This window comes from Steroidobacter denitrificans (assembly GCF_001579945.1).
Taxonomy (GTDB): Bacteria; Pseudomonadota; Gammaproteobacteria; order Steroidobacterales; family Steroidobacteraceae; genus Steroidobacter; species Steroidobacter denitrificans.
In genome coordinates this window covers 3,249,805-3,272,072 of the sequence record NZ_CP011971.1, presented here as the reverse complement: position 1 = coordinate 3,272,072, position 22,268 = coordinate 3,249,805, and the positions used below count along the sequence as shown (strand labels likewise).

The window sequence follows — 22,268 nt, the reverse complement described above, 5'->3', positions numbered from 1 at the left end:
ATCAGGTTCCAGGATCGAGCGGAATGTCGCCTGCCGAGGTCGCATATTCGAGTTCGGCGCGGCGTTCCAGCACCTCGAAGCGGGTGAGGTTCAAATTGAGTTCGGCACGGGTCAATGCACTGCGAGCGTCGATGAATTCCACCTGATTGATGACACCTTCGTCGCGTTTACGGCTGGCGATACGGAAGCCGGCACGTGCAGCCTGACTACGCGCCTCGGCGGTGGCGAGCGACTCATGTGCGCTGACCAGGCGATCATGAGCCTGCTGCACTTCCAGGCGAATCTGTTGCGCAATGCCTTCCTGGCGCAGCACCAGTTGACGTTGCTCGGCGCGCGCCTGATGCACGCGCGCCGAGTCGCCGCCGCCGTCGAACAGTTTCCAGGTGAAGATCAACGAGACGGTGCCGAAGTTGTAGCCGTCGCCGAAGCGGTATTCCTCGCCCTGCGTGCCGGCGTCCAGACCCAGCGACAAGACCGGCCATCTTTGTTTGCGCGCGACGTTTAATCGCGCTTCACTGGCCTGACGCAGTTCCTCGAGACGGGAGATTTCCGGTCTGCGTTCCAGTGCTGCAGACCACAGCAACTCCACAGCGGCGATTGTTGCCGCAGGGTTGGCGGGGGCGGCACTGGGCATGATGGGCTCGCGCAAGTCGCGGTTCAGCAGGAAATTGAACAAACTCCGTGCCCGGGTCGTGAGATTGTCCATTTCACTTCGTTGCTGCTGCACTTCGAGCAATTCCGCCTGGGCGCGCAGGACTTGGTCCTCGGTGATCCTGCCGTTTTTGTACAACGACTCGTTGACGCGCAGGTTTTCGCTCAGCAATGCCTGCGAGGCAGCCACGATACCGCTGGAGTTGCGCGCCTTGAGCCAGGCGATGTAGGCGAGGGTGATGTCGCGGCGCAGGGCGCGGGCGAGTGCCATACGATTGAAACGGCGCGCGTCCAGCAGGGCGCGCTGGGCGCGCACGGCGGCGGGCAGGGCAGGTGCATATAGGGGCTGGCGCGCGACCAGACGAGTGTCCTGTTCTTCGCTGCGCAGGAATTTTACCGTCGTATCCTCGATGCGAGGGAATGGGGCGGGCTGGTCCTGCGCCTCCAATAGGTCGTTGAGGGTGGAGTACACGGGGTTGAGCGCCGTGCCGATGGGTATCTCGAATTCACGGCCGCCCTGGGCGCGTGTGTAGCGCGCCTGCAATGACAGCTCCGGCAGGTATCGGGCGCGGGCGGCAGCGAGTGCCTGCACGGCCTTCTCGACCTCGAGTGATTCATCGCGCAAGGCGAGGTTGCTGTGCAGTCCTTGCGCGACATAGCGCTCGAGCTGCTGGTCGAAGACCGCCTGCTCGCCCGTGAACGGTGCCGCCGTTCGCGATGCATTCGTTCGCACATCCTGGGCATTCGCCGGGCGGAGGTTTGCAAGGAGGCCAAGCGCGGCGATGATACAGCCTGCATACAGGGGGGTGCGCGGTCGTATCGGTCCGATGCGCCGGTGGGGCATGTGCACTCCGGCAGGCTGTGCGGGATTCTTTTTCCGGCGGATGTCGGTATTCATCCGTCTTGATCGTCGTTTATGTTGAATTCCGTCAGGGATCGGTGAACGTTTCGTGGCCGGATTCCGCGAAGGACAGGTCAACGGGGCGAGAAGTTTGCGTATTCGTCAGCATCTTCAGGGTCAGGGCCACGGCGTGTTCGATCAGCCGTGCCGCGCTGATGCCCGCCTCGGCTAGTTGCGCGGCCTTGGTAATCGCAATTTGAATCGTTCCGTGGGTGAATCCCCATAACACATGTGAAGTCACCACCAGGTCACCGATATCCTGGCGAATCGTGCCGTCGCGCTGGCCGTCGCCAAGCACGGCAACCACGATTTCGTGTATCGGCCGGCTCGCTTCGAACATCGAGATCTGCCGTGGATCGACGCCGGTGTTCTCGGGTGTCTGGACAACGGCGGCGGCCTGGGTCTGCAGTCGCGAAGATGAAACCTGGATCGGCGTATGCGGGGCGAAGGCGTCCTGCAGGCGATGTACAGGCGGCTGGCTGCCTGGCGACGGGGCGGCTGGAGTGGGCGGACTCGAGGATGGGTGAGGAGCCTGGGCCTCCAGGCGCGCACAGGCAGCGAAATAGTGCGGGTATTCCTGAGCGAAAGCCAAGTAGGCACGCCCGATCGCCTCGATCTTTTCGAGGCCGGTGCACGCCTGGCCGATAGCGGTTTCGAACCGCCCGCGCAAAATGTCCAGAGCACGCAGGACGATGGCGAAATGCAGATCGTGCTTGTCCTTGAAGTACACGTACACCAGGGCGCGGCTGAGCCTTGCGCGGCGCGCGATACCGTCCATCGTCACCGCATCCCAACCCAGTTCCAGATACATTTCTTCGGCCGCAGTGACGATTTCATTGCGCCGGCGGTCTTTTTCCTCCTGTCGACGCCTATCGATATAAGACATTCTGAAATGCTATTTATTCATTGACGGTATGTCAATAAATATATGGATGTCTATAAATAGGCTGCTGAATGCCGTCGCCCCATGGCGGAGAATTACCGTCGAATGGCGGTATCCCATCCATCGGGGCTTGTATCGGCGCGGCGCATGAAGGCCGCGGACTTTGCGGATGCGCCGTCCAGAGCATCGATCGATACTGGGAGCCCTCGTGAAAAAGAGCGCTGGACTGAGGGATGTCAAGCAAAGGGAGCAGTATTGAATCGTTCATTATTTGATCCAGATCAGTTCGTGGAAGCAGCGGCGGATGCGATCATTGTGGCAGACGCCGTGGGCTCGATCGTTTTTTGGAATGCGGCGGCGGAGCGCATTTTCGGCTATGGCCGTGATGAGGCCGTAAGGCAAGCCCTGGATATCATCATTCCGGAACGTTTGCGCCGGCGGCATGCGGAAGGTTATGCCCAAGTGATGCGCACGGGTGTCACGAAGTATGGTGCGGATGTATTGCGTGTCCCGGCTGTGCACAAGGATGGTCATACCTTGTCCATTGCGTTCACGGTGACTTTGATGTCCGCTGCCGGACAGGACCGGCTGATCGTGGCGACGGTTCGAGATGAGACGCAGCGATGGCAGGAGGAGCATTCCCTGCGTCAGCGGCTGGCGGCACTGGAGGCGGCGAACCGCTGAGTTGCGTTTCCTGCCGGTCGTGGTACGGGTGAATGACGCATTCACGCGGCATTCAGTCAACCTGCGATTAGATGGCCGCAGGTGTCTTGTACGATTATGAAGGTGGATATTCAGTCTTGAATGCAAAGACGTCGGTCCCGGCAATGCACACGAGACCGCGTAGAATCAGAACTCATTTCCCACACCGAGGTGTTCACATGCTCAATTCACGATCTGCCCGCATTGCGATTGCCGCCAGCCTGCTGACCGCCGTCAGCTCGATGGCCATGGCCAAGACCTGCGATGTCACCATCGAAGGCGATGACCGGATGAAGTTCGACAAGGCGGAGATCGCCGTAGCTGCAGATTGCACCGAGGTCAATCTGACGCTCAAACACGCGGGTAAACTGCCGGTTGCGGCCATGGGGCATAATTGGGTGTTGACGGAAACATCCGCCTTCCAGGCGGTAGCGACCGCGGGTGCTTCCGCAGGTCCGGCCGCAAACTATGTGCCGAAGGGCGATGCACGTGTGCTGGCGCACACCAAACTCGTCGGCGGTGGGGAGAGCACGAGCATCAAGTTTTCCACGGCGGCCCTCAAGAAGGGAGGGGATTACACCTTTTTCTGCTCCTTCCCCGGGCATTGGGCGGTCATGAAAGGCAAGTTCAAATTCGAGTGATTCGATCCTGACGACGATCACGGGGCGGCTGCGAGTTGCCGCCCCGTGAGATCGTCAATGCCTCGATGTCGTTTAGATCCGGGCTGAGAGTTCCGACCCGTCGGCATCAAGATCCCTTGATGGATTCGGCCTGGATTGATCTAAAATAGCCGCCCCCCAACACCCGGTTCGGCCGGGCGGTCGGTTTGTCATGCGTTTTCCGGACGAGTTCGATGTCATCGTGGTCGGTGGCGGCCATGCCGGCACCGAGGCCGCTCTGGCCGCGGCGCGCATGGGTGCGCGTACCTTGCTGCTCACCCAGAGCGTGGAGACGCTGGGTCAGCTGAGCTGCAATCCGGCGATCGGCGGTATCGGCAAGGGTCATCTGGTTCGCGAGATCGACGCCTTAGGCGGCGCCATGGCGCGGGCCGCGGATCGGGCGGGCATCCAGTTCCGGACCTTGAACGCCAGTAAAGGCCCGGCGGTACGGGCGACGCGGGCACAGGCTGACCGGCAACTCTATCGTCAAGCCATCCGCTGGTTGCTGGAGAACCAATCGAATCTGAGCGTGTTCCAGCAGGAAGTCGCCGATCTGCTGATCGACCGTGATCGGGTGTGCGGCGTCGTGACTCAGACCGGCATCGAGTTCCACGCTCGTGCCGTCGTGTTGACCGTGGGTACGTTTCTGGGCGGAAAAATTCATGTCGGCCTGACCAACTACCAGGGGGGGCGGGCGGGTGATCCGGCATCGAGTCGCCTGGCGGCCAGACTGCGCCGGCTACCGTTTCGGGTGGGCCGGCTGAAGACTGGCACGCCGCCGCGCATCGACGGACGCACCATCGACTACGAAGGGCTGATTCACCAGCCGGGTGATGAGCCGGTTCCGGTATTCTCATACCTCGGGCGCCGTAGCGATCATCCGGCGCAGGTGGTCTGTCACATCACGGCGACGAATGAACGCACCCATGAAATCATTCGTGCCGGCTGCGATCGCTCGCCGATGTTCACCGGGGTGATCGAAGGTGTCGGGCCGCGCTACTGTCCCTCCGTCGAGGACAAGGTGCATCGCTTCGCGGACAAGACTTCGCACCAGATATTCATCGAGCCCGAGGGACTTTCGACTCATGAGGTCTATCCGAACGGCATTTCGACCAGCCTGCCTTTCGATGTGCAATTGGCGCTGGTGCGCTCCATCAAGGGGCTCGAACGCGCCCATGTCACCCGCCCGGGGTATGCGATCGAATACGACTACTTCGATCCGCGCGACCTATGCAGAACCCTGGAGACGAAATTCATCGAGGGATTGTTTTTTGCAGGTCAGATCAACGGTACGACCGGCTACGAAGAGGCGGCTGCACAGGGGCTGCTGGCCGGTTTGAATGCCGCCTTGCGTGTGCAGGAACGTGAACCCTGGTCACCACGCCGTGATGAAGCCTATATTGGCGTACTGGTGGATGATTTGATCACGCGTGGCGTCAGCGAACCGTATCGGATGTTCACTAGTCGTGCTGAATACCGGCTGTTGCTGCGCGAGGACAATGCGGACCTGCGCCTCACGCCGAAGGGACGCGAGCTGGGACTGGTCGATGATGAGCGCTGGCGCTTTTTTGAAAGCAAGCGCACGGCCATTTCGGCGGAGGTACGGCGCTTGCAGCAGACGATGGTGCATCCGCATCATTTGTCGTCCGCGGCACAGGCGCTCGAGCCGCTGGGCCCGACCTTGAGCCGCGAGATGTGCGGCTTTGATCTGTTGCGTCGGCCGGAAGTGCGTTATGCGTCCCTGACCTGCATCCCGTCCGTGGGATTGCCGGCCTGGATGATGAACGCAGCGGCGGGAGCACGAGATGATCCGGGCGCGCAGCCATGCAACCATCCGCAGCGTTTGGCCGGACGGTCGAATCCGTACCTGGAGGAACCGGATGGGCGCACCGATGCGCGACTCGTCGAGCAGGTGCAACTGCAGGTGGAAGTACAGGCGAAGTACGCCGGCTATATCGATCGCCAACGAGAAGAGATCGAGCGGCAGCGGCGGCATGAGGAAATGCAGCTGCCACCGGATACGGATTATGCGCAGGTCCGCGGTCTATCGATCGAGGTATGTCAGAAGTTGCAGCAGGCTCGGCCGTCCACCCTGGGACAGGCTGCGCGTCTGCCGGGCGTGACACCGGCTGCGGTCTCCCTGCTGCTGGTGCATTTGAAGCGTAATAACGGTCGAGGCGCCCGCACCGCCGTCTGAGCGCAAGATCGGTGCTCGAGGGGGCGGACGGGTGAGGGATCCGGCAGGTGTGCAAGACCAGGCAGGATGGACGAGTCCGGCGCAGAAACCCGTCGCTCGGATGAAGTCTGCCGGCATAGATGTGAATTCCCTCATCGATTCCCGGGCTGCCGGGCTGCTAGGGTGGGCGCACAGCGTAGGAAATCTTCCATGACTTGGTTCCTCATCTTTGCCTGTACCGTATTTTCGCTGTACTTCTGGCGCCAGTACCGTCAGCGTCAGCGCGAGTTTGACAGTCCCCTGGCCAGTCATCGTTCGGGGCATAGTCATATCGGCCAGATCATCGTTCTGCAGCAGGCATTGGAGAACGGTGCCGGCCGGGTGCGACTGGGCAACCGCGACTGGCTGGTACGCGGCCCGGACTTGCCGGCGGGCGCCAAAGTCCGGGTGACCGGTGTCGATGGCACGGTACTGTTGCTGGATCGCGTTACCACCTAGCGAATCCGGCCTTTACCCGCAATTTATTGTCCCGGCAACGGCATCAGGTCGTATTCGATCTGAACCGAGCCGTTGAACGTCATTTGCCCGCTCTGGTAGCTTTGCGAGGCATCGACAGATTCGGCCATGGCCACCGCCTTCATCCGTACCGGTAGCGGCGGCTGGACGTAGCCGGAACCGGCCGAGATCGAGCGTGGCGCACCGATGCGCGCACCCGCGGCTTTGGCCACCGCCTCGGCATTCAGGCGAGCATCCCGTACAGCCTTGGCGAGCGCCTCGCGTTCCAGATCGCGGCGCTTGCTGGAATCCAGGCGCGGATCGCCAGCCTGATTGACACCCAGATCGAAGGATCGCTCCAGCAGGTGGCCCAATCTGTCCAGATCACGCAGTTCGATTTCGATCTGACGTGAGACGTGGTAGCCGATCAAGTGGCGTTCTCGTGTGCTGTTGTCCCAGTTGTATTCGGGCTGAATGTTGATGCGAGTGGCGCGCACGTGCCGTGATTCGATCTGCAGCTCACGCGTGAGCTTGAGTACTGCATCGACGGTTTTAGTTACCTCGGCGCGTGCATCCTCCATTTTAGGCTTGCGCGATTCCACTCCGAGTTGCACGATCGCACGGTCGGGTTCGGCCTGGGTCTCTCCCTGGCCGGTGACCGTGATTGTGCGCAAGCGTTCCTCCTCGGCAGCGTGGGTCATGCCCGACAAAAGCATGGTGCAGGCCGTCATTGCCGCAAACAGTACAGCCGTGCGGCTCGTGTGGACGATTCTTCTGGAGTTCATACAGACAGGTTCCTTTGGGTACGGGCCGCAGGGCAGCGATTCATGGATGTTCGAGGCCCGCCTTCTTCGGTATCGCCGTCGAGGCGCCGCTGGATCTCGCGAGCCCGTACAAGCCGGCTGAGAATATAACGCAGCGGACGCACGACATGGCAAATAGGTATTGACAATACCAGTTTAAAAATAAAAGCTTTCGCTCCCCGATGTGACCCGAAGGAGTCAGTGATGTCTGCCCCTCAATCCTCTGCCAACCAGGAGCAGGAAATAGATATTCGCAGCCTTATCCCGGTACAGCGACATGCGAAAATATTCGAACTCGTCGATAACCTGAAGCCGGGTGATGCGTTCGTGTTCATCAATGACCACGATCCGAAGCCGCTCTATTATCAACTGGAAGCCGAACATCCAAAGCAATATTCTTGGAGCTACTTGGAATCCGGTCCGGTGGCCTGGCGGGTAAGGATCGGCAAACTACCTCAATAGGTTTCTGTTGGCGGTGGAGGGTGCGCTATTGAAAGCGCACCCTCCGTTGCCGGTGAGCATCATCATGGCGGGTACGACTCTTTCGCGATGGACGCTGTCGTATTTCGCGACCGCATTTGTATTTCTGCTGCTGGCGGAAGCGCTGATGACCTTCGGCGTCGGTTATCCTGCGCACCCCCTGCGGGCGCCGCAAACGCTATTCCTAGTCCACTGCATAACGCTCGGCTGGCTCAGTCTGCTGATGTGCGGCGCGCTGTTCCAGTTCGTACCGGTGCTGGTGGCCAAACCCATCTACAGCAACTCGTTACCGCTACTGGCGCTGGTGCTGATTCTTGCGGGGCTGCTGGCGTTGCTGGCTGGTTTCCTGCAACTCGCCGGTGTTCTGCCATTCATCAGACACTGTTTCCTTGCCGCGGCTGTACTCCTCGGTAGTGGATTTTTGCTCGTACTGTGGATACTCGGCTGCACATTGGCCAGAGCGAGGCCATTGAATCTGCCAGCATGCTTTGTCGTCGTCGGTCTGTGCAGCGTCGCGGCAACAGTTACCTTCGGTAGCATCTTTATGCTGGGATTCGGCGGTTACGCGAACATGCCGCTATTGGCGGAACTCCATGCGCGCGGCGTACCGCTGCACGTGATTGCAGGGCTGGGCGGCTGGCTCACGTTCACTGCCATGGGTGTCAGCCATCGACTGCTCGCGATGTTCATGCTCTCGCCGGAACTGGACGGCGCACCGACACGCTGGACGTTGTATCTGGGCGCTTTGTCGATGGTGATCCTGATCGGTGCCGGCATTGTGGCGACGATCACCGGCATCAGCCTGACCCCGGTGCTGGCGGTCGCCGGTCTGGCGGCTCTTTTCTCGCTGGTGCTTTATGCACATGATGTACTGCGGCTTTACCGCAAGCGCGTACGGCCCGTGATCGAACTGAACAGCCGCATGGCCGGTGTGGCGCTGGGGCATCTTGCCGTGGCGGCGTTGCTGATCCTCATTTGTGCTGCCTCAGGTGTGATCCTGCAGTACAGTGGCGCGTTGGTATTCCTGGTGTGCTTCGGCTGGCTGAGCGGGCTCGGCCTTGCCAAGCTCTACAAGATCACAGCCTTCATGACATGGCTGGAATGCTACGGACCGGTGCTGGGAAAGACGCCGACGCCGCGCGTACAGGATCTCGTCGTCGAGCCTCGTGCCGGCAAATGGTTCTGGGCTTACTTTGGCGCGGTCGATATAGCGGTACTGTGTCTATTTATCGGGACGCCGCTGATTTTCCGTGCCGCGGCGGCTGTCATGCTGATTGCATGCGTCGGTATAGCAGTGGAACTCGTGCGTATCCGTAGACTTGTTGATGTCGAGGCTGCACGGCGTCTGCCCGCCGGCACGCGCCAGCCGCGACTATTGTTTACTCTAGTCGCCAGTTGATGAGGAAAAGGCGATGTCTGAAAATTTCATTGAACTCGATGTCCGTCCGATCCTGCGATCCGGCGGTGAACCTTTTGATGCAATCTTGGGTGCAGTCAAGAAGCTGGAACCTGGACAGGGACTGCGCCTGTTCGCTACTTTCAAACCGATACCTCTGTTTCGAGTGCTCGGTTCCATGGGTTTCGATCATGAGGCCACGGAACTGAGCGGTGGCGACTGGCAGGTCGAATTCACGCCCGCGGCGCCAGCCGCCGGCGGCGTGAGTGCTGAACAGACTGTCGCGGCGCCTGCCGGATCGAAGCAGCACGATGCCTGGCCCGCCCCGGCACGCGAGATGGATAACCGCAACCTGGATCCGCCCGAGCCCATGGTGCGCATACTCGCAGCCATCGAGGAAATGCCCAAGGGAGAGGTGCTGGCGGCGCTGCTGTGCCGCGAACCGGTGTTTCTGCTTCCGGAACTCGCCAAGCGTGGCCATAGCTGGCAAGGTGCCTTTGAGCCCGACGGCAAGACTTACCGAATGTTGATTCGCATCGGTACCGTGCAGCCGGGGGCGGCGTGAGCGGCGCAGCCGGTGAGGAGACGGTACAGCGTGTCTGGGAGGCGCTGCGCGTGGTTATCGACCCGGAGCTGGGCTATAACATCGTCGATCTCGGACTCATTTATGACGTAGATGTCAATGCCGAGGGCGCCGCGCACATCATGATGACGACTACGACGCGAGGCTGTCCGGCGACCCATTATCTACAGACCGGCGCTTATGAGGCGGCGCTCTCGACCGATGACATCACCTCGGCCGAGGTAGAGATGACTTATGATCCGCCGTGGAATCCAGGAATGATGCGGCCGGAAGCCAAGGCGCATTTCGGAATTCCAGATGATTGAGGCCATTCCTGCGCTGGATGACATCCTGCTCGCGAGCCTGAAAGCGCTGGCCGCAGCGGGGGAGGTCGAGGAAGCATGCCGGCTCGCCGGCCGTGCCTGTGCATTTCATCGGGGCCGGAACGTCGAGGCCTGGAGCCGATACAATGTTCTGCTGCATCGTCTGGCCAGGCGCGCCGCCGGGGCCGGACAGCAGCAGCAACCGGATTGAGGTCGGACACCGCACGTCGCCTGCGCACGCAACCTGTTCGCTTCGAGTGCCGGGCAATGCTGGGTGCCTGGCAATATTCGGACACAAGCCGGCAGGCGATAGGAGATTCCTTAGCTCAGCAGGCGGTCCAGCAAAGGTCGTAGTTCGGGTCGTTGCCGCGAAAAGCGCCGCGTTTCGCCTGCCACGATCGCCGCAAGGTCGCTCGTAGCCTGACCGAAGTCGTCGTTGATCACCACCGCGTCGAATTCTGCCCAGTGAGACATGTCCCCGATCGAATCGCGCAGTCGGCGCGCAATCACCTCATCGCTGTCCGATTGGCGGCCTCGCAGTCGCTGCTCCAGAGCTTCCCGTGAGGGGGGTAGGATGAATATGGAATGGCATGTGGGCATTGCCCGGCGAATTTGTTGCGCGCCCTGCCAGTCGATTTCCAACAGTACATTCTCGCCCTGTTCCAGCAGGGCCTCGACCTGTGCTTTGGAGGTGCCGTAGTGATGGTCAAACACGCGAGCATGTTCGAGAAATTTACCCGTGGCGGCCATTTGCTCGAAGGTCCGCTCATCGACAAAGAAATAATCCCGCTTATCCACCTCGTTCGGTCGCTGCGGACGGGTCGTATAGGAGATCGAAAAGCGAAGATCCGGCCGGTGCTGCATCAAGGCGCGCACCAGCGAGGTCTTGCCGGCACCCGAGGGAGCGGCAATGACGAACAATTGTCCACGGAGTTTTTTGACCGATTCCTTCCCGGCGCAACGTGGCGAGACGGTCATCCCCTGACTTACTGAATCGTCAGGCATGCGCGGATGAGACATAAGATCTTGGACTTAACGGGCATAGCGACGCAGACACCGAATGGCGCCGGCGATTATAGGCTTCCCTGGAAAAAGCGACGACCCTTTCCTGCCGGATTCACGATGTCGTGCGTCTCAAGTCCTCATTCCGCGAGTTCAAAGACATACAGAGCATTCCCGCCGATCGGCTGGTAAATCTCCGGGCTTTGCTCCGCCGTGAGCATCCTCAACAGACCGATGCCGGTGGGTACCGCCACGTATTGTTTGCCGTCGACCGCATAGGCGATCGGATAGCCATGCAGCGGCGCGCCCAGGCGGGTCTGCCAAAGGACCTTGCCATTGTCCACGTCGAAGGCCTTGAAGTAACGGTCCACATCGCCGACGAAAGCCAACTTGCCGGCAGTCGTCAGCACGCCCGTCATGAACATGGCGCGCTGGGTATGTGTCCAGCGTTCCTGGAGCGATTCCACGTCCCAACTGCTCAGGCGTCCCAGCTGATTATCGCTGCCAGGCATAGGGATGGTATTGATAGTGGCTGCGTAGCTACCTTGTTGCTCGACCTCGCCAGCAATGACTACGGAACACAATTGAATCAGCGGAATGATCAATGCGCCGGTTTCGGGACTGTATGCACTCGCTTGCCAGTTGTGCCCACCCGCAGCGCCCGGACAGACGGTGACCGCGTCATCGATCTTGGCGTCGATGATGTCCTGACGATATTCCAGACGCCCCGTCTGGTGATCGATGCGTGCATAGATGTCTTGCGGCAGGGTTTCAGCTACACCGCGGAATGCGCCACTGCGTCGATCCAGCTTCCAAAGAATTCCATCCTTGCCTATCGTCACGACCTGCTTTTCCGCACCGACATCGATCAAGATACGCTCAAAGGAAGCATCCTGATCCAGCGAGTCGCCGGCATTGTGCTGAAAATGCCATTTCATGCGGCCTGTACGAGGGTCCAACGCGAGTGTCGAGCTGGTGTATAACGCTGCATCCAGCGGCGTCATACCTCGGCTGACGGCCACCCATGGCTTGGCTTGTGATGTGCCAACAAAGTAGGTGCCAAGCTCGGGGTCGAAAGTGCCGGGAATCCAGTTGTCTCCTCCGGCTCGCCGCTCTGGCGGGACATTGCCCCAGGTTGCTTCATTTGGATCGCCGGGCAAGGCAAGCGTGGAAGTTCGCCACAATTCGCGGCCGGTCTCCGGATCGTGGCCGGTAATGAAACAGCCGTCATTGTTGTAGCGCTCACAGCCATTCATGCCGCTGACGACGACGCCGTCGGCAATGACCGGACCGATCGTATGCGTGTAGCCTTTGGTGTAGTCAGCCTGGACGGCACGCCAGACAGGTACGCCGCTGCGTGCATCGATGGCCACGACTGCGGCATCATAGGTCGCCAGATAAATCTTATCCTTGTAGATTGCAATGTTGCGCATGGGGCCACCCATGGTGCGCGATGCGGGTGGATACGGATATGCATACTCCCAGATAAGCTCACCCGTTGCCGCATCAATGGCCTGAATGATATTGCCCGGATGCGTCAAAAACATGACGCCGTCATGCACGATCGGTGTGGCTTGGTTGCTGCCTTCATACATCGTGATGACCCAGGCAAGCTTGAGCCGAGATACATTACCGCGATTGATTTTTCCTAAAGGGCTATACCCTTGGCCATCTTGGGTACGTCGCCAGCTCAACCAGTCGGAATCCGGCGGCTTGCGCAGCAGGGCATCGGTGACTGGCGCGAGCTCGGGGATGACACGATTGACCCATCTTCCAGCCGTTTTAGCCAGCTCTGGAACGGTCGTCTCCAGGTCGGGTTTCAGGTCCGGGGTGGATGTGCCGGTATCTGCAAGAAGCGGTGCTTCGTCCGGTGTGATCCCGTTGCTTTGCTGAAGGTAGGCCGCAATCGCCACATACACTTCATTGCCTGTCGTCGGCGGTACCGTGGTCGACATGTTGCTGCGCAGATAGGCGGCAAGATCGACAGTGGCGCTATGCTCCCAGCGCGAAACGAAATGAGGACCTAACAAAGGCGCCCCATGCGCACTGCCGCGCAAGCTGACATTATGACACTGTGCGCAATAGCGGTCATAGGCTTGTCGACCCTCCTGGTCTTGTCCGGCAGGTGCGGCCTGGGCCAGGTTTATCGCCAATGCGGCGCCGATGAGTAAGGCCACGACATATGCCAGTAATCTTTTTCTTCCTTCCACAACATTTCTCCATGATCTATTCAAGCGGCTCATCAACGGAACTTTGACTCGCATCGTGCGCCGGAATCAACCGGCCGCATGGTGTGCGCTGCAATGGCGATGAAGCGTCCCTGTCAGCGCTTGCTTGAATGAAGGTTCTTCGATGGAGCGCATTGGTACTGCTCTCGAGAAAAAAATCCGTTCACCTTCTCGCAGGGTCGACGTTCTCGGTAGAGCCGCCGTTCATTTCGATTCGGAGCATTCAAGGGATGCCGGCTTGACTTGCAGCTTCACGTCGCAGCTGTCCGGGTCGCAGCAGCCCGAGTCACTGCGGCTGAATCGCAGTATAAATCATCGCTATGTTGGCTTGTATATAGCCATATATAGCGATGTAAAAGCTTGAAATCGATGAGTAAGCCTGCGTAAGGAAAGAATTCCCGCCGGCCGCTATTCGATGTTTTGCACCTGCTCGATGGGAGCGCGGCTATCGCTTTGATTCATTGGTGGCTTGTCCGGGGCGGGCGGAGCCAGTTCAGCTACAGCGTTGGCTACAGCCATCAACCGCCAAGTCCGAGGTAGAGTGTCATAGGTTCGTCGGCAAATGCGACGAACCCGTGGTGCTCATAGAACTGCTTGGCGTTTCCATCCTTCGCGTCCACGATCAGCGCATAAGCCGCCACATCGTTCCGTGCTTTCAGGCAGCGATCGACGGCGCAGGCGAGCAGCAACTTCCCGATGCCCTGCCCGTGCCGGTCCTTGCGGATCGCCAACCGGCCGAGGCGAAAGCATGGCATCGGGTAGCGAGGTAGTTTCTTGCGGTCACTTTCCCGCAGCTCTGCGGTATCCACTTGGGCTGCACTCAGGCAGTAGTACCCAAGAATTTCGCTCGGTGTGTCGGTATCCACCAGCACGAACGGCGTGCTCACGCTCTTGCGCCGATGTTGTTCGGCAAGGCGTTTCAGGTAGTCGTTGAGTTCGGGAACCCCGCAATCGAAGCCGTTGCGGTCATGTACAGTGACATCGAGCGCGCGCTCCTCAAGCACGACGGACTTTCCGCCGCGCCTCCTTCAGCGCCTGCGACAGGTGCGCGTTCGGCTCGAAAGGCCCGCTGACGGCTGCTGCGAAACATGCGAAGTCGCGTTCACCGAGCACGATGCGCGTTTCACGTTCGAGCAGGGCCTGCGCCTTCTCCTTGGCGGCTGCGCGCACGAAGCCGGCCATGGTCGTTCCCATGAGCGCAGCGGCTCGCGCGACGACTTTCTTTTCGCTGGAATCCAGCTTGAGATCGAAACGGGCGACTGTGGAGGTCATGGCGCAATCTCCGATAAGGTACGGTAATTTACCGTATCGGTGTCTTCGGGGCAAGTGGGTTTTTATTCAAGCGATTGCTTGTGACAGCGGTCGGCAGCAAGCAAAAACATTTGTATATCAGCGGATTGCTTATTTAAGGCTTTTCCCGGCGTTGGGCTGTCGGAGTGGGTTGGACGGTAGTGGATGATTTCGGTGAAAAACACCGAAAACTCAGGTAGTAAAACGACTTTGGCGGAGGTTCTCGGAAGCCACCGGCCGCTATTCGATATTCTGCACCTGCTCGCGCATCTGTTCGATGAACACCTTCATGTCGACGGCTGCCTTGGTGGTCTCGCTGTCCTGGGACTTAGACGACAGGGTGTTCGCCTCGCGATTGAGTTCCTGCATGAGAAAGTCGAGGCGCCGGCCGGCGGGTTGATCGGCGTTCAGCACCGAGGTGACTTCGTCGAGATGCCCGGCCAGACGGTCCAGCTCCTCGTCGACGTCGAGCTTGTGGACGTAGAGTACGAGTTCCTGCTCCAGGCGTTCGTTGTCTGTCGTGATACCGAGTTGCGAGATTTTTTCGACGACGCGCTCGCGCATGCGGCGAATGACCTCCGGGCGCCGCAGCTTGACCGCCTCTACCTGCTCGCGCATGGCGGCGCAGCGTGACAGCAGCAACTCCTGGATGCGCCGGCCTTCGCGCTGGCGGGTTTCGTTGAGTTCCTGCAGCGCTTCGCGCAGCAACTCTTGCGAGGCGGTCAGCACCGGCTGGACGTCGATGTCGGCTTCGCGGATCAGCCCCGGCCAGCGCAACAGATCGACCGGATCGACCGGCGCGGGATCTTTGAGGCGCGTGCGCAGCCGTTCGATATGATCCAGCAGCGCATCCAGCAATGCCGGATCGAGATCCAGCGAACGTTGCGCACCGGCCGCCGACTTCAGGAACAAGCCGGCATCCACCTTGCCCCGGCGCAACGCGCCGGCGATGATCCGGCGCATATCGTTGTCCAGCGCCTTGAGCTCGTCCGGCAACCGCAGGGAGATCTCCAGGTAGCGGTGATTGACCGTGCGTAGTTCACAGATCAGCGTGCCCCAGGAGCCTTTGCACTCGCGGCGTGCGAAACCGGTCATACTGCGGATCATGATCGTGAAACTCTCGTTGTGACCGGATGCCTGCCGTGTCGGGTGCGAGGGTAAAGGAGACGGGCGTGCGGGTCCAGGAAGTGGATTCCAAGTCCGTCGCCGCCGGTGGATGGTGAACTTCAGGCAAAACTGCCTTACGCCGCTGCGTCGTGCAGTGATATAAAGCGCGCGCCGTGCGCGGTATGCGCGCCGTCCCGCTCCCGGGCTGCCCTGGCGTCCTCGTGCTTGTCGAGACGCGGGTACCCCGCTGACACGAGCGACGGCGCCGGCCCACGGCGCGACCATGCATTCAGAGGAAAGTGTCCTAGACCGGAGGCCAACTTGCGCGTCGAGTATGCTGAATTGAGCCTCATCGGTGATCGTGAGGACAACCAGGATCGCGTTGCCATCGCCGCGAACGACGACGCTGCGCTCCTGATCGTCATCGATGGCATGGGTGGACATGCCGACGGCAGCCGCGCGGCGGACGCGGCATTGCAGAGCCTGCTCGATTCGTACCAGAAAACCCCGCTTCCCATGTTCGATCCGCTGGGGTTTTTGCACCTGTCCTTGAGCCGCGCGCATGATGACGTGGCGCGTCTGGGCTACGGCCAGAATATCGACGCCCGTCCGCGCGCCACCATCGCGGTATGTCTGGTGCAGGATGGTGCGGCTTACTGGGCGCATGTGGGCGACAGCCGCGTCTACCATATCCGCCGCGGCAAGCTCGAGCAGCGCACGCGGGACCACAGTCATGTGGAATTGCTGTTGCGCGAAGGCAAGATCAAGGAAGAAGAGGTCGCCAATCACCCCATGCGCAATTTTGTGGAATGCTGCCTTGGCGGGGATCCGGCGATTCCCGAAATGACGATCGGCCGCCGGCAGGTGCTGGAATCCGGCGACGTACTGCTACTGTGCAGCGACGGTATCTGGGCCAATTTGCGCGATGATGACATCGCCGGTTTTTTCAAGGACGATAGCCAGCCGCTGCGCGCTTGGCTCGAGGCGCTGGGGCGGCGTGCCGTGCAGGCATCAGCTCCTTTCAGCGATAATGCCACTGCGGCGGTGTTGCGCTGGCTGGGTTAGGATCGTCCGATACATCGGTTTTAGATCCAAATTCGCAGGCGTCCCTGCGTTCCTACGTCCGACGAGGTTCTCATGAAGGCCAGACCCGGCGGCCGCGCCCCCGATGAGCTGCGGCCTGTACGCATTACACGTCGTTTCACCCGTCATGCCGAAGGCTCGGTATTGATCGAATGCGGCGACACGCGCGTGTTGTGCACTGCGAGCGTCGAGGAGTCCGTACCGGGTTTTCTGCGCAACACGGGCCGGGGCTGGGTGACGGCCGAATACGGTATGTTGCCGCGCGCCACGCATACTCGGAACCGGCGTGAAGCTGCTACCGGCAAACAGGGCGGACGCACCTTGGAAATCCAGCGGTTGATCGGCCGGGCGCTGCGTGCCGTCGTGGATCTGAAAGCCCTGGGTGAGCGCTCGGTCACGATCGACTGCGATGTCCTGCAGGCGGACGGCGGCACCCGCACGGCGTCGATCACCGGCGCCTATGTTGCGCTGGTGGATGCCGTGGAGGTGCTGGTGCGCCGAGGCGTCCTGCGCGACAGTCCCCTGCACGGCCAGGTGGCCGCGGTGTCGGTCGGCATCTGGGCCGGCCAGCCGGTGTTGGATCTGGACTATGCCGAGGATGCCGAGGCCGAAACCGACATGAATGTGGTGATGAACAACGGCGGCGGTTTCATCGAGGTGCAGGGGACGGCGGAGGGTCACGCCTTCCGGCGTCACGAGTTGGATGAGCTGCTGAACCTGGCGGCGATCGGCATTGGCCAACTCCAGGCGCGGCAGCTCGAAGCCTTGGGTCAAGGCTGAGTTTTCGTGCGCGTCGTCCTGGCCACCGGCAATCCCGGCAAACTCCAAGAACTGCAGGCCCTGCTGGCGCCGCTGGGGTTCGAAGTTCTGCCGCAGTCGGCGTTCACGGCGGTTCCGGCGGCGGAAACCGGTCTGAGCTTCGTGGAAAACGCCATCATCAAGGCGCGGCATGCCGCCCGGGCTTCGGGACTGCCGGCGATCGCCGATGATTCCGGGCTGGAAGTCGATGCCCTGCATGGCGCGCCCGGAATTTATTCCGCTCGTTATGCCGGCGCGCAGGCGAGCGACCTGGACAATCTGCGCAAGCTGGTCGACCAGTTGCGGGATGTTCCGCTTGCGCAACGTACGGCGCGTTATCGCTGCGCGCTGGCCTATCTGCGCTGGGATCTCGACCCCGCGCCGCTGTTGTGCCAGACCCGCTGGGAAGGATTGATCGTCGAGACGCCGCGCGGCGCCGGCGGGTTCGGTTATGACCCGGTGTTCGAGCTGCCCGGCCGCGGACTCACGGTCGCGGAGCTCTCGGCAGAGGAAAAAAATCGCCTCAGTCATCGGGGACGCGCCCTGCAGACATTGGTGGCCTGCCTTGCGGATGCACCCGGCGGTGGCGACGCCGGGACGGCGGACGAGGCCTGAGGCCGCCATGCGCTGGCTGCGTGACGGCAGGACGCGCTTGGCTTGCACAAAGATCGGCTCCCATTAAGAAAGGTTTACATCATGCCCCAGTATCGCTCCAAGACCTCCACCGCCGGCCGCAACATGGCGGGCGCACGGGCGCTGTGGCGAGCCACCGGCATGAAGGACGGTGATTTCGGTAAACCCATCATCGCCGTGGTCAACTCCTTTACCCAGTTCGTACCGGGACACGTCCACCTCAAGGATCTGGGCCAGCTGGTCTGTCGGGAGATCGAAAAGGCCGGCGCCGTGGCCAAGGAATTCAACACCATCGCGGTGGACGACGGCATCGCCATGGGGCATGACGGCATGCTCTACAGCCTGCCCAGCCGCGACATCATCGCCGACTCGGTCGAGTACATGGTCAATGCCCACTGCGCCGATGCCATGGTGTGCATCTCCAACTGCGACAAGATCACCCCCGGCATGCTGATGGCGGCGATGCGCTTGAACATTCCGGCAGTGTTCGTCTCCGGTGGTCCGATGGAAGCCGGCAAGACCAAGCTGGCCGAGCGCAAACTCGATCTCATCGATGCGATGGTGATGGCGGCCGATTCCGGGGTCTCGGATGAGGAGGTCGTCGAGGTGGAACGCTCGGCCTGCCCGACCTGCGGCTCTTGCTCCGGCATGTTCACTGCCAATTCCATGAACTGCCTCACCGAGGCGCTCGGCCTCAGCCTGCCTGGCAACGGCACGATACTGGCCACTCATGCCGATCGCCGCGAACTGTTCGTGCGCGCCGGTCGACTCATCGTCGATATCACCCGCCGCTACTACGAGCAGGATGAGGCCTCGCTGCTGCCGCGCTCCATCGCCAGCTTTGCGGCCTTCGAGAACGCGATGAGCCTCGACATTGCCATGGGCGGCTCCACCAATACCATTCTGCATCTGTTGGCGATGGCCCAGGAGGGTGAGGTGTCGTTCACCATGAAGGATATCGACCGCCTGTCGCGCCGTGTGCCGCAATTGTGCAAGGTGGCGCCGAATACCCAGGAATACCACGTCGAGGATGTGCATCGTGCCGGCGGCATCATGGCGATCCTGGCCGAATTGGAACGCGCCGGCAAACTGCATACTCAAGTACGTACCGTACACAGCAAGACTATGGAGGAAGCACTGTGTCGCTGGGACATCCTGCAGACCGGTGATGAGGCGGTCAAAACCTTCTATAAGGCCGGCCCCGCCGGCATCCCCACCCAGGAGGCCTTTTCTCAGAGCACGCGCTGGCCGAGCCTGGATGTCGATCGAGAACGGGGGTGTATTCGTTCCGCAAGCCATGCTTTCAGCAGCGAAGGTGGTTTGGCGGTGCTGTATGGCAACATCGCCCGCGACGGCTGCGTGGTGAAAACGGCGGGCGTCGATGATGCGCTGCTGATATTCGAAGGTCCGGCACACGTCACCGAAAGCCAGGACCAGGCGGTCGGGCACATCCTCGAGGGCAAGGTCAAGGCCGGCGACGTGGTGATCGTGCGCTACGAAGGTCCGAAAGGTGGCCCCGGCATGCAGGAGATGCTGTATCCGACCTCCTATATCAAGTCCAAGGGGCTGGGCAAGGCCTGCGCCCTGCTGACCGATGGCCGCTTTTCCGGTGGTACTTCGGGTCTGTCCATTGGTCACTGCTCGCCGGAAGCGGCTGCGGGTGGCGCAATCGGTCTGGTGCGCAACGGCGATCGGATCCGGATCGATATTCCCAACCGCACCATCGATGTGCTGGTCAGTGATGAGGAACTGGCTCAGCGCCGCGCCGCGCAAGATGCACGCGGTTGGAAGCCGGCCGCGCCGCGCCCACGCAAGGTATCGACGGCGCTGCAGGCCTACGCCAAGATGGCCACCAGCGCCGACCGCGGTGCGGTGCGCGATATCAGCGGGTTGGGCTGAATACCACCCTGGCGGCGGTCCAGGCATCCGTGGGTGTCGCCGCTATCCACGCGCACATGCTTTGTCGATGAATGCTTCCTCGCTCACGCTGCCGCTGAGCCTGTATGTGCATTTGCCCTGGTGCGTGCGCAAATGTCCCTACTGCGATTTCAATTCGCATGCCGCACCCGCGCAGATTCCGCAGCGAGAGTATATCGATGCCTTGCTGCAGGACCTGGAAAATGATCTGCCGGATGTGCGGGGCCGTTCCCTGGGATCGATTTTTTTCGGCGGCGGTACGCCGAGCTTGTTCGCGCCCGAAGAACTAGGACGTCTGCTGGACGGTGTGCGTGCCTACATCGACTTCGATCCGGATATCGAGATCAGTCTGGAGGCGAATCCCGGCACGATCGAGCACGGCCGTTTCACAGCCTATCGGGCGGCAGGCGTGAATCGCGTGTCGCTGGGAGCGCAGAGTTTTGAACCGGCCCATCTGCAAGCACTGGGCCGTATCCACGGCAGCGGCGACATCGCGCGGTCGGTCGAGGAATTGCTGAGCGCGGAGATCGAGAACTTCAATTTGGATTTGATGTACGGCCTGCCGGGGCAGACCCTGGCGCAGTCGCTGGCCGATCTGGAGGCGGCGCTGGCACTGGCGCCTGCCCATCTTTCGCATTACCAGTTGACGCTGGAGCCGGGGACGGTTTTTTATCATCGCCCTCCGAGCTTGCCCGATGCGGATTTGATCTGGCAAATGCAGTTGGAGTGCCAGGCGCGCCTGGCTGCACGAGGGTATGACCAGTACGAGGTATCGGCCTATGCCAGAGTGGGCCGGCGCAGTCGACATAACCTGAACTACTGGGAGTTCGGTGATTATCTAGGGATCGGCGCCGGGGCGCACGGCAAGCTGACGATCTTTCAGTCTGGGAAGGTGCAGGTGATACGCACACTGCGGACCCGCATGCCGCGGGCCTATCTGAAGCAGGCGCCCGCGGAGCGTCGCTGTGAGCGACGTCTGGTGCCCGGCGAGGATTTGGCGTTCGAGTACATGCTGAATGCACTGCGGCTGATGGAAGGATTCGAGGAGAGGGATTTCGAGGTGCGTACCGGCCTGGGAGTCGCGGCGATAATACCGACACTGGCGGCTGCGCAGCAGCGAGGATTGATCGAGCCAAGCGCATCGGAGAAAGAATCCCTCCGCTGGCGCCCGACCGAGTTTGGGCGGAGGTTTCTGAACAACCTTCAGCAAATGTTTCTGCCCAAGTGAATGAATCAGTGCACAAAATTAGAATCGGCCCGATGGCCCCGGTGCGACAGGCCGTGTCAGGGTTATTCACACGCGGAACTATTTTCAATGTGACCGTATCTTGATGGCTAATTTGCATGCGAAGCTTCAGCAGAGGTATGTAACTTATTGTTTTTATAGATAGAAATACTATGGTAAAAAATTGACCAACACATCAATGCCATAGACTTGAAGCTTGCTCAGGTGACGCACGCCCAGATCATCCACATACTTATCCACAGGTTTTGTGGATAACCGTAGGTCAAATACCTGAAACCGCTACATCTCTGAGTTCATCCTGGACCGGGTCTATATGAGCGGGGCATTTCTCCCGTCGCAGACCATAGGTATCAGCTTGCGAAGGGGGGGCGTGGTGCGTACACTGCGCGCCTTTTCCCTGTGAGGGTGCCCGTCCAGGCGCTCGTGATCCAATGAAAGCCGCGATTCATCCCGAATACAAAGAGACGACCGTCACTTGCAGCTGTGGCAACACGTTTGTTACGGGCTCGACCCTGGGTCACGATCTGCAGATCGAGGTATGCTCGAACTGTCATCCGTTCTATACGGGTAAGCAAAAGATCGTGGATACGGGTGGGCGAGTCGATAAATTCCGTAAGAAATACGCTCGCTGATCGCTTCAACGCTGCAATCCGGCAACCCTGCCCATGCAGCCCGCTCATGGACGGCCGCCGCATGACGGCCATGACTCATGAGCCATCGCCCATGAGCTATTGCCCATGAGCTATTGCCCATGAGCTATTGCAGTGACGGGCCACTCGAGCTTGGGCAAGATCGGCCGAGTTCCATGAACGACGAAGGGCGCCAAGGCGCCCTTCGTCGTTCATGCGAATCCTTCGGCCCCTCATTGTCCTCGGCGATAACTCAAGCTTGTGACATCCCGAAGTAGGGAGCTATATAGAGGATTGGTGAGCG

The 22,268-nt window shown here is 60.6% G+C and carries 23 protein-coding genes; 15 read left to right on the top strand and 8 right to left on the bottom strand.

The annotated features are described in order from the left end of the window. Position 1: 1 nt before the first annotated feature. Both ACG33_RS14615 and ACG33_RS14610 read right to left on the bottom strand, forming a co-directional pair. A complete protein-coding gene (locus ACG33_RS14615) occupies positions 2-1,549 on the bottom strand; it encodes a TolC family protein (protein ID WP_066922285.1) in 1,548 nt (515 codons plus the stop codon). A gap of 31 nt (positions 1,550-1,580) precedes the next feature. Next, positions 1,581-2,438: a TetR/AcrR family transcriptional regulator gene (locus tag ACG33_RS14610; protein WP_066922283.1), complete on the bottom strand. Its 858-nt coding sequence runs from the start codon at positions 2,436-2,438 to the stop codon at positions 1,581-1,583. 252 nt (positions 2,439-2,690) lie between these two features. On the opposite strand from ACG33_RS14610, the gene ACG33_RS14605 reads away from it, so the two are divergent. From ACG33_RS14605 to ACG33_RS14590, 4 genes are all read left to right on the top strand, one after another. Then, positions 2,691-3,119, top strand: a complete 429-nt coding sequence (locus ACG33_RS14605) for a PAS domain S-box protein (RefSeq protein WP_210399103.1) — start codon at positions 2,691-2,693, stop codon at positions 3,117-3,119. A 197-nt stretch (positions 3,120-3,316) separates the two neighbouring features. Then, positions 3,317-3,778, top strand: a complete 462-nt coding sequence (gene azu / locus ACG33_RS14600) for an azurin (RefSeq protein ID WP_066922279.1) — start codon at positions 3,317-3,319, stop codon at positions 3,776-3,778. Between the two features lie 190 nt (positions 3,779-3,968). Further along, on the top strand, positions 3,969-5,993 hold the full coding sequence (mnmG, locus tag ACG33_RS14595) for a tRNA uridine-5-carboxymethylaminomethyl(34) synthesis enzyme MnmG (RefSeq protein ID WP_066922277.1): 2,025 nt from the start codon (positions 3,969-3,971) through the stop codon (positions 5,991-5,993). Positions 5,994-6,182: 189 nt separating this feature from the next. Further along, positions 6,183-6,470, top strand: coding sequence for an NfeD family protein (locus tag ACG33_RS14590; protein WP_066922275.1), 288 nt, complete (start codon positions 6,183-6,185; stop codon positions 6,468-6,470). A 23-nt stretch (positions 6,471-6,493) separates the two neighbouring features. Here ACG33_RS14590 and ACG33_RS14585 read toward each other — a convergent pair whose 3' ends face one another. Next, a complete protein-coding gene (locus tag ACG33_RS14585; RefSeq protein ID WP_083537030.1) occupies positions 6,494-7,252 on the bottom strand; it encodes an SIMPL domain-containing protein in 759 nt (252 codons plus the stop codon). A 222-nt stretch (positions 7,253-7,474) separates the two neighbouring features. On the opposite strand from ACG33_RS14585, the gene ACG33_RS15900 reads away from it, so the two are divergent. From ACG33_RS15900 to ACG33_RS14555, 5 genes are read left to right on the top strand one after another with little or no spacing between them, the layout of a single operon-like run. Further along, positions 7,475-7,732 (top strand): DUF2249 domain-containing protein, encoded by a 258-nt coding sequence (locus tag ACG33_RS15900; RefSeq protein ID WP_083537028.1) that lies wholly within the window; start codon positions 7,475-7,477, stop codon positions 7,730-7,732. Positions 7,733-7,760: 28 nt separating this feature from the next. After that, a complete protein-coding gene (locus ACG33_RS14570; RefSeq protein ID WP_210399102.1) occupies positions 7,761-9,149 on the top strand; it encodes a hypothetical protein in 1,389 nt (462 codons plus the stop codon). 13 nt (positions 9,150-9,162) lie between these two features. Next, positions 9,163-9,711: a DUF2249 domain-containing protein gene (locus tag ACG33_RS14565; protein ID WP_066922265.1), complete on the top strand. Its 549-nt coding sequence runs from the start codon at positions 9,163-9,165 to the stop codon at positions 9,709-9,711. Continuing rightward, positions 9,708-10,034, top strand: a complete 327-nt coding sequence (locus ACG33_RS14560) for a metal-sulfur cluster assembly factor (protein WP_066922263.1) — start codon at positions 9,708-9,710, stop codon at positions 10,032-10,034. Before ACG33_RS14565 ends, ACG33_RS14560 begins: the two co-directional genes overlap by 4 nt. Beyond that, complete coding sequence (locus ACG33_RS14555) at positions 10,027-10,242, top strand: hypothetical protein (RefSeq protein ID WP_066922261.1); 216 nt, start codon at positions 10,027-10,029, stop codon at positions 10,240-10,242. Before ACG33_RS14560 ends, ACG33_RS14555 begins: the two co-directional genes overlap by 8 nt. 110 nt (positions 10,243-10,352) lie before the next feature. On the opposite strand, the gene gmk is transcribed toward ACG33_RS14555, so the two are convergent. The 5 genes from gmk to ACG33_RS14530 all read right to left on the bottom strand — a co-directional run bounded on the left by gmk (position 10,353) and on the right by ACG33_RS14530 (position 15,658). After that, the gene (gene gmk / locus ACG33_RS14550; RefSeq protein WP_066922259.1) at positions 10,353-11,009 is read right to left on the bottom strand and encodes a guanylate kinase; all 657 of its coding nucleotides are present in this window, start codon (positions 11,007-11,009) and stop codon (positions 10,353-10,355) included. A 164-nt stretch (positions 11,010-11,173) separates the two neighbouring features. After that, positions 11,174-13,210 carry an outer membrane protein assembly factor BamB family protein gene (locus ACG33_RS14545; RefSeq protein ID WP_066922257.1) on the bottom strand — a complete coding sequence of 679 codons (2,037 nt, stop codon included), beginning with the start codon at positions 13,208-13,210 and terminating at the stop codon, positions 11,174-11,176. 569 nt (positions 13,211-13,779) lie between these two features. Beyond that, a complete protein-coding gene (locus tag ACG33_RS14540) occupies positions 13,780-14,265 on the bottom strand; it encodes a GNAT family N-acetyltransferase (RefSeq protein WP_066922255.1) in 486 nt (161 codons plus the stop codon). After that, complete coding sequence (locus ACG33_RS14535) at positions 14,258-14,533, bottom strand: type II toxin-antitoxin system TacA family antitoxin (protein WP_066922253.1); 276 nt, start codon at positions 14,531-14,533, stop codon at positions 14,258-14,260. The genes ACG33_RS14540 and ACG33_RS14535 overlap by 8 nt, the downstream gene beginning before the upstream one ends. A 258-nt stretch (positions 14,534-14,791) precedes the next feature. Then, entirely contained in the window at positions 14,792-15,658 is an 867-nt protein-coding gene (locus ACG33_RS14530; RefSeq protein ID WP_066922251.1) for a YicC/YloC family endoribonuclease, read from the bottom strand. Positions 15,659-15,979: 321 nt separating this feature from the next. Here ACG33_RS14530 and ACG33_RS14525 point away from each other — a divergent pair, with 321 nt between their 5' ends. From ACG33_RS14525 to rpmE, 6 genes are all read left to right on the top strand, one after another. Next, positions 15,980-16,723 (top strand): PP2C family protein-serine/threonine phosphatase, encoded by a 744-nt coding sequence (locus ACG33_RS14525; protein WP_066922249.1) that lies wholly within the window; start codon positions 15,980-15,982, stop codon positions 16,721-16,723. 72 nt (positions 16,724-16,795) lie between these two features. After that, on the top strand, positions 16,796-17,521 hold the full coding sequence (gene rph, locus ACG33_RS14520; RefSeq protein WP_066922247.1) for a ribonuclease PH: 726 nt from the start codon (positions 16,796-16,798) through the stop codon (positions 17,519-17,521). 6 nt (positions 17,522-17,527) lie between these two features. Beyond that, positions 17,528-18,154 (top strand): RdgB/HAM1 family non-canonical purine NTP pyrophosphatase, encoded by a 627-nt coding sequence (gene rdgB, locus ACG33_RS14515; RefSeq protein WP_066922245.1) that lies wholly within the window; start codon positions 17,528-17,530, stop codon positions 18,152-18,154. An 81-nt stretch (positions 18,155-18,235) separates the two neighbouring features. Then, positions 18,236-20,071 (top strand): dihydroxy-acid dehydratase, encoded by a 1,836-nt coding sequence (gene ilvD, locus ACG33_RS14510; protein ID WP_066922243.1) that lies wholly within the window; start codon positions 18,236-18,238, stop codon positions 20,069-20,071. Positions 20,072-20,138: 67 nt separating this feature from the next. Beyond that, complete coding sequence (hemW, locus tag ACG33_RS14505) at positions 20,139-21,317, top strand: radical SAM family heme chaperone HemW (protein ID WP_066922241.1); 1,179 nt, start codon at positions 20,139-20,141, stop codon at positions 21,315-21,317. A gap of 449 nt (positions 21,318-21,766) precedes the next feature. Further along, a complete protein-coding gene (rpmE, locus tag ACG33_RS14500) occupies positions 21,767-21,967 on the top strand; it encodes a 50S ribosomal protein L31 (RefSeq protein ID WP_066922239.1) in 201 nt (66 codons plus the stop codon). Positions 21,968-22,268 lie beyond the last annotated feature (301 nt).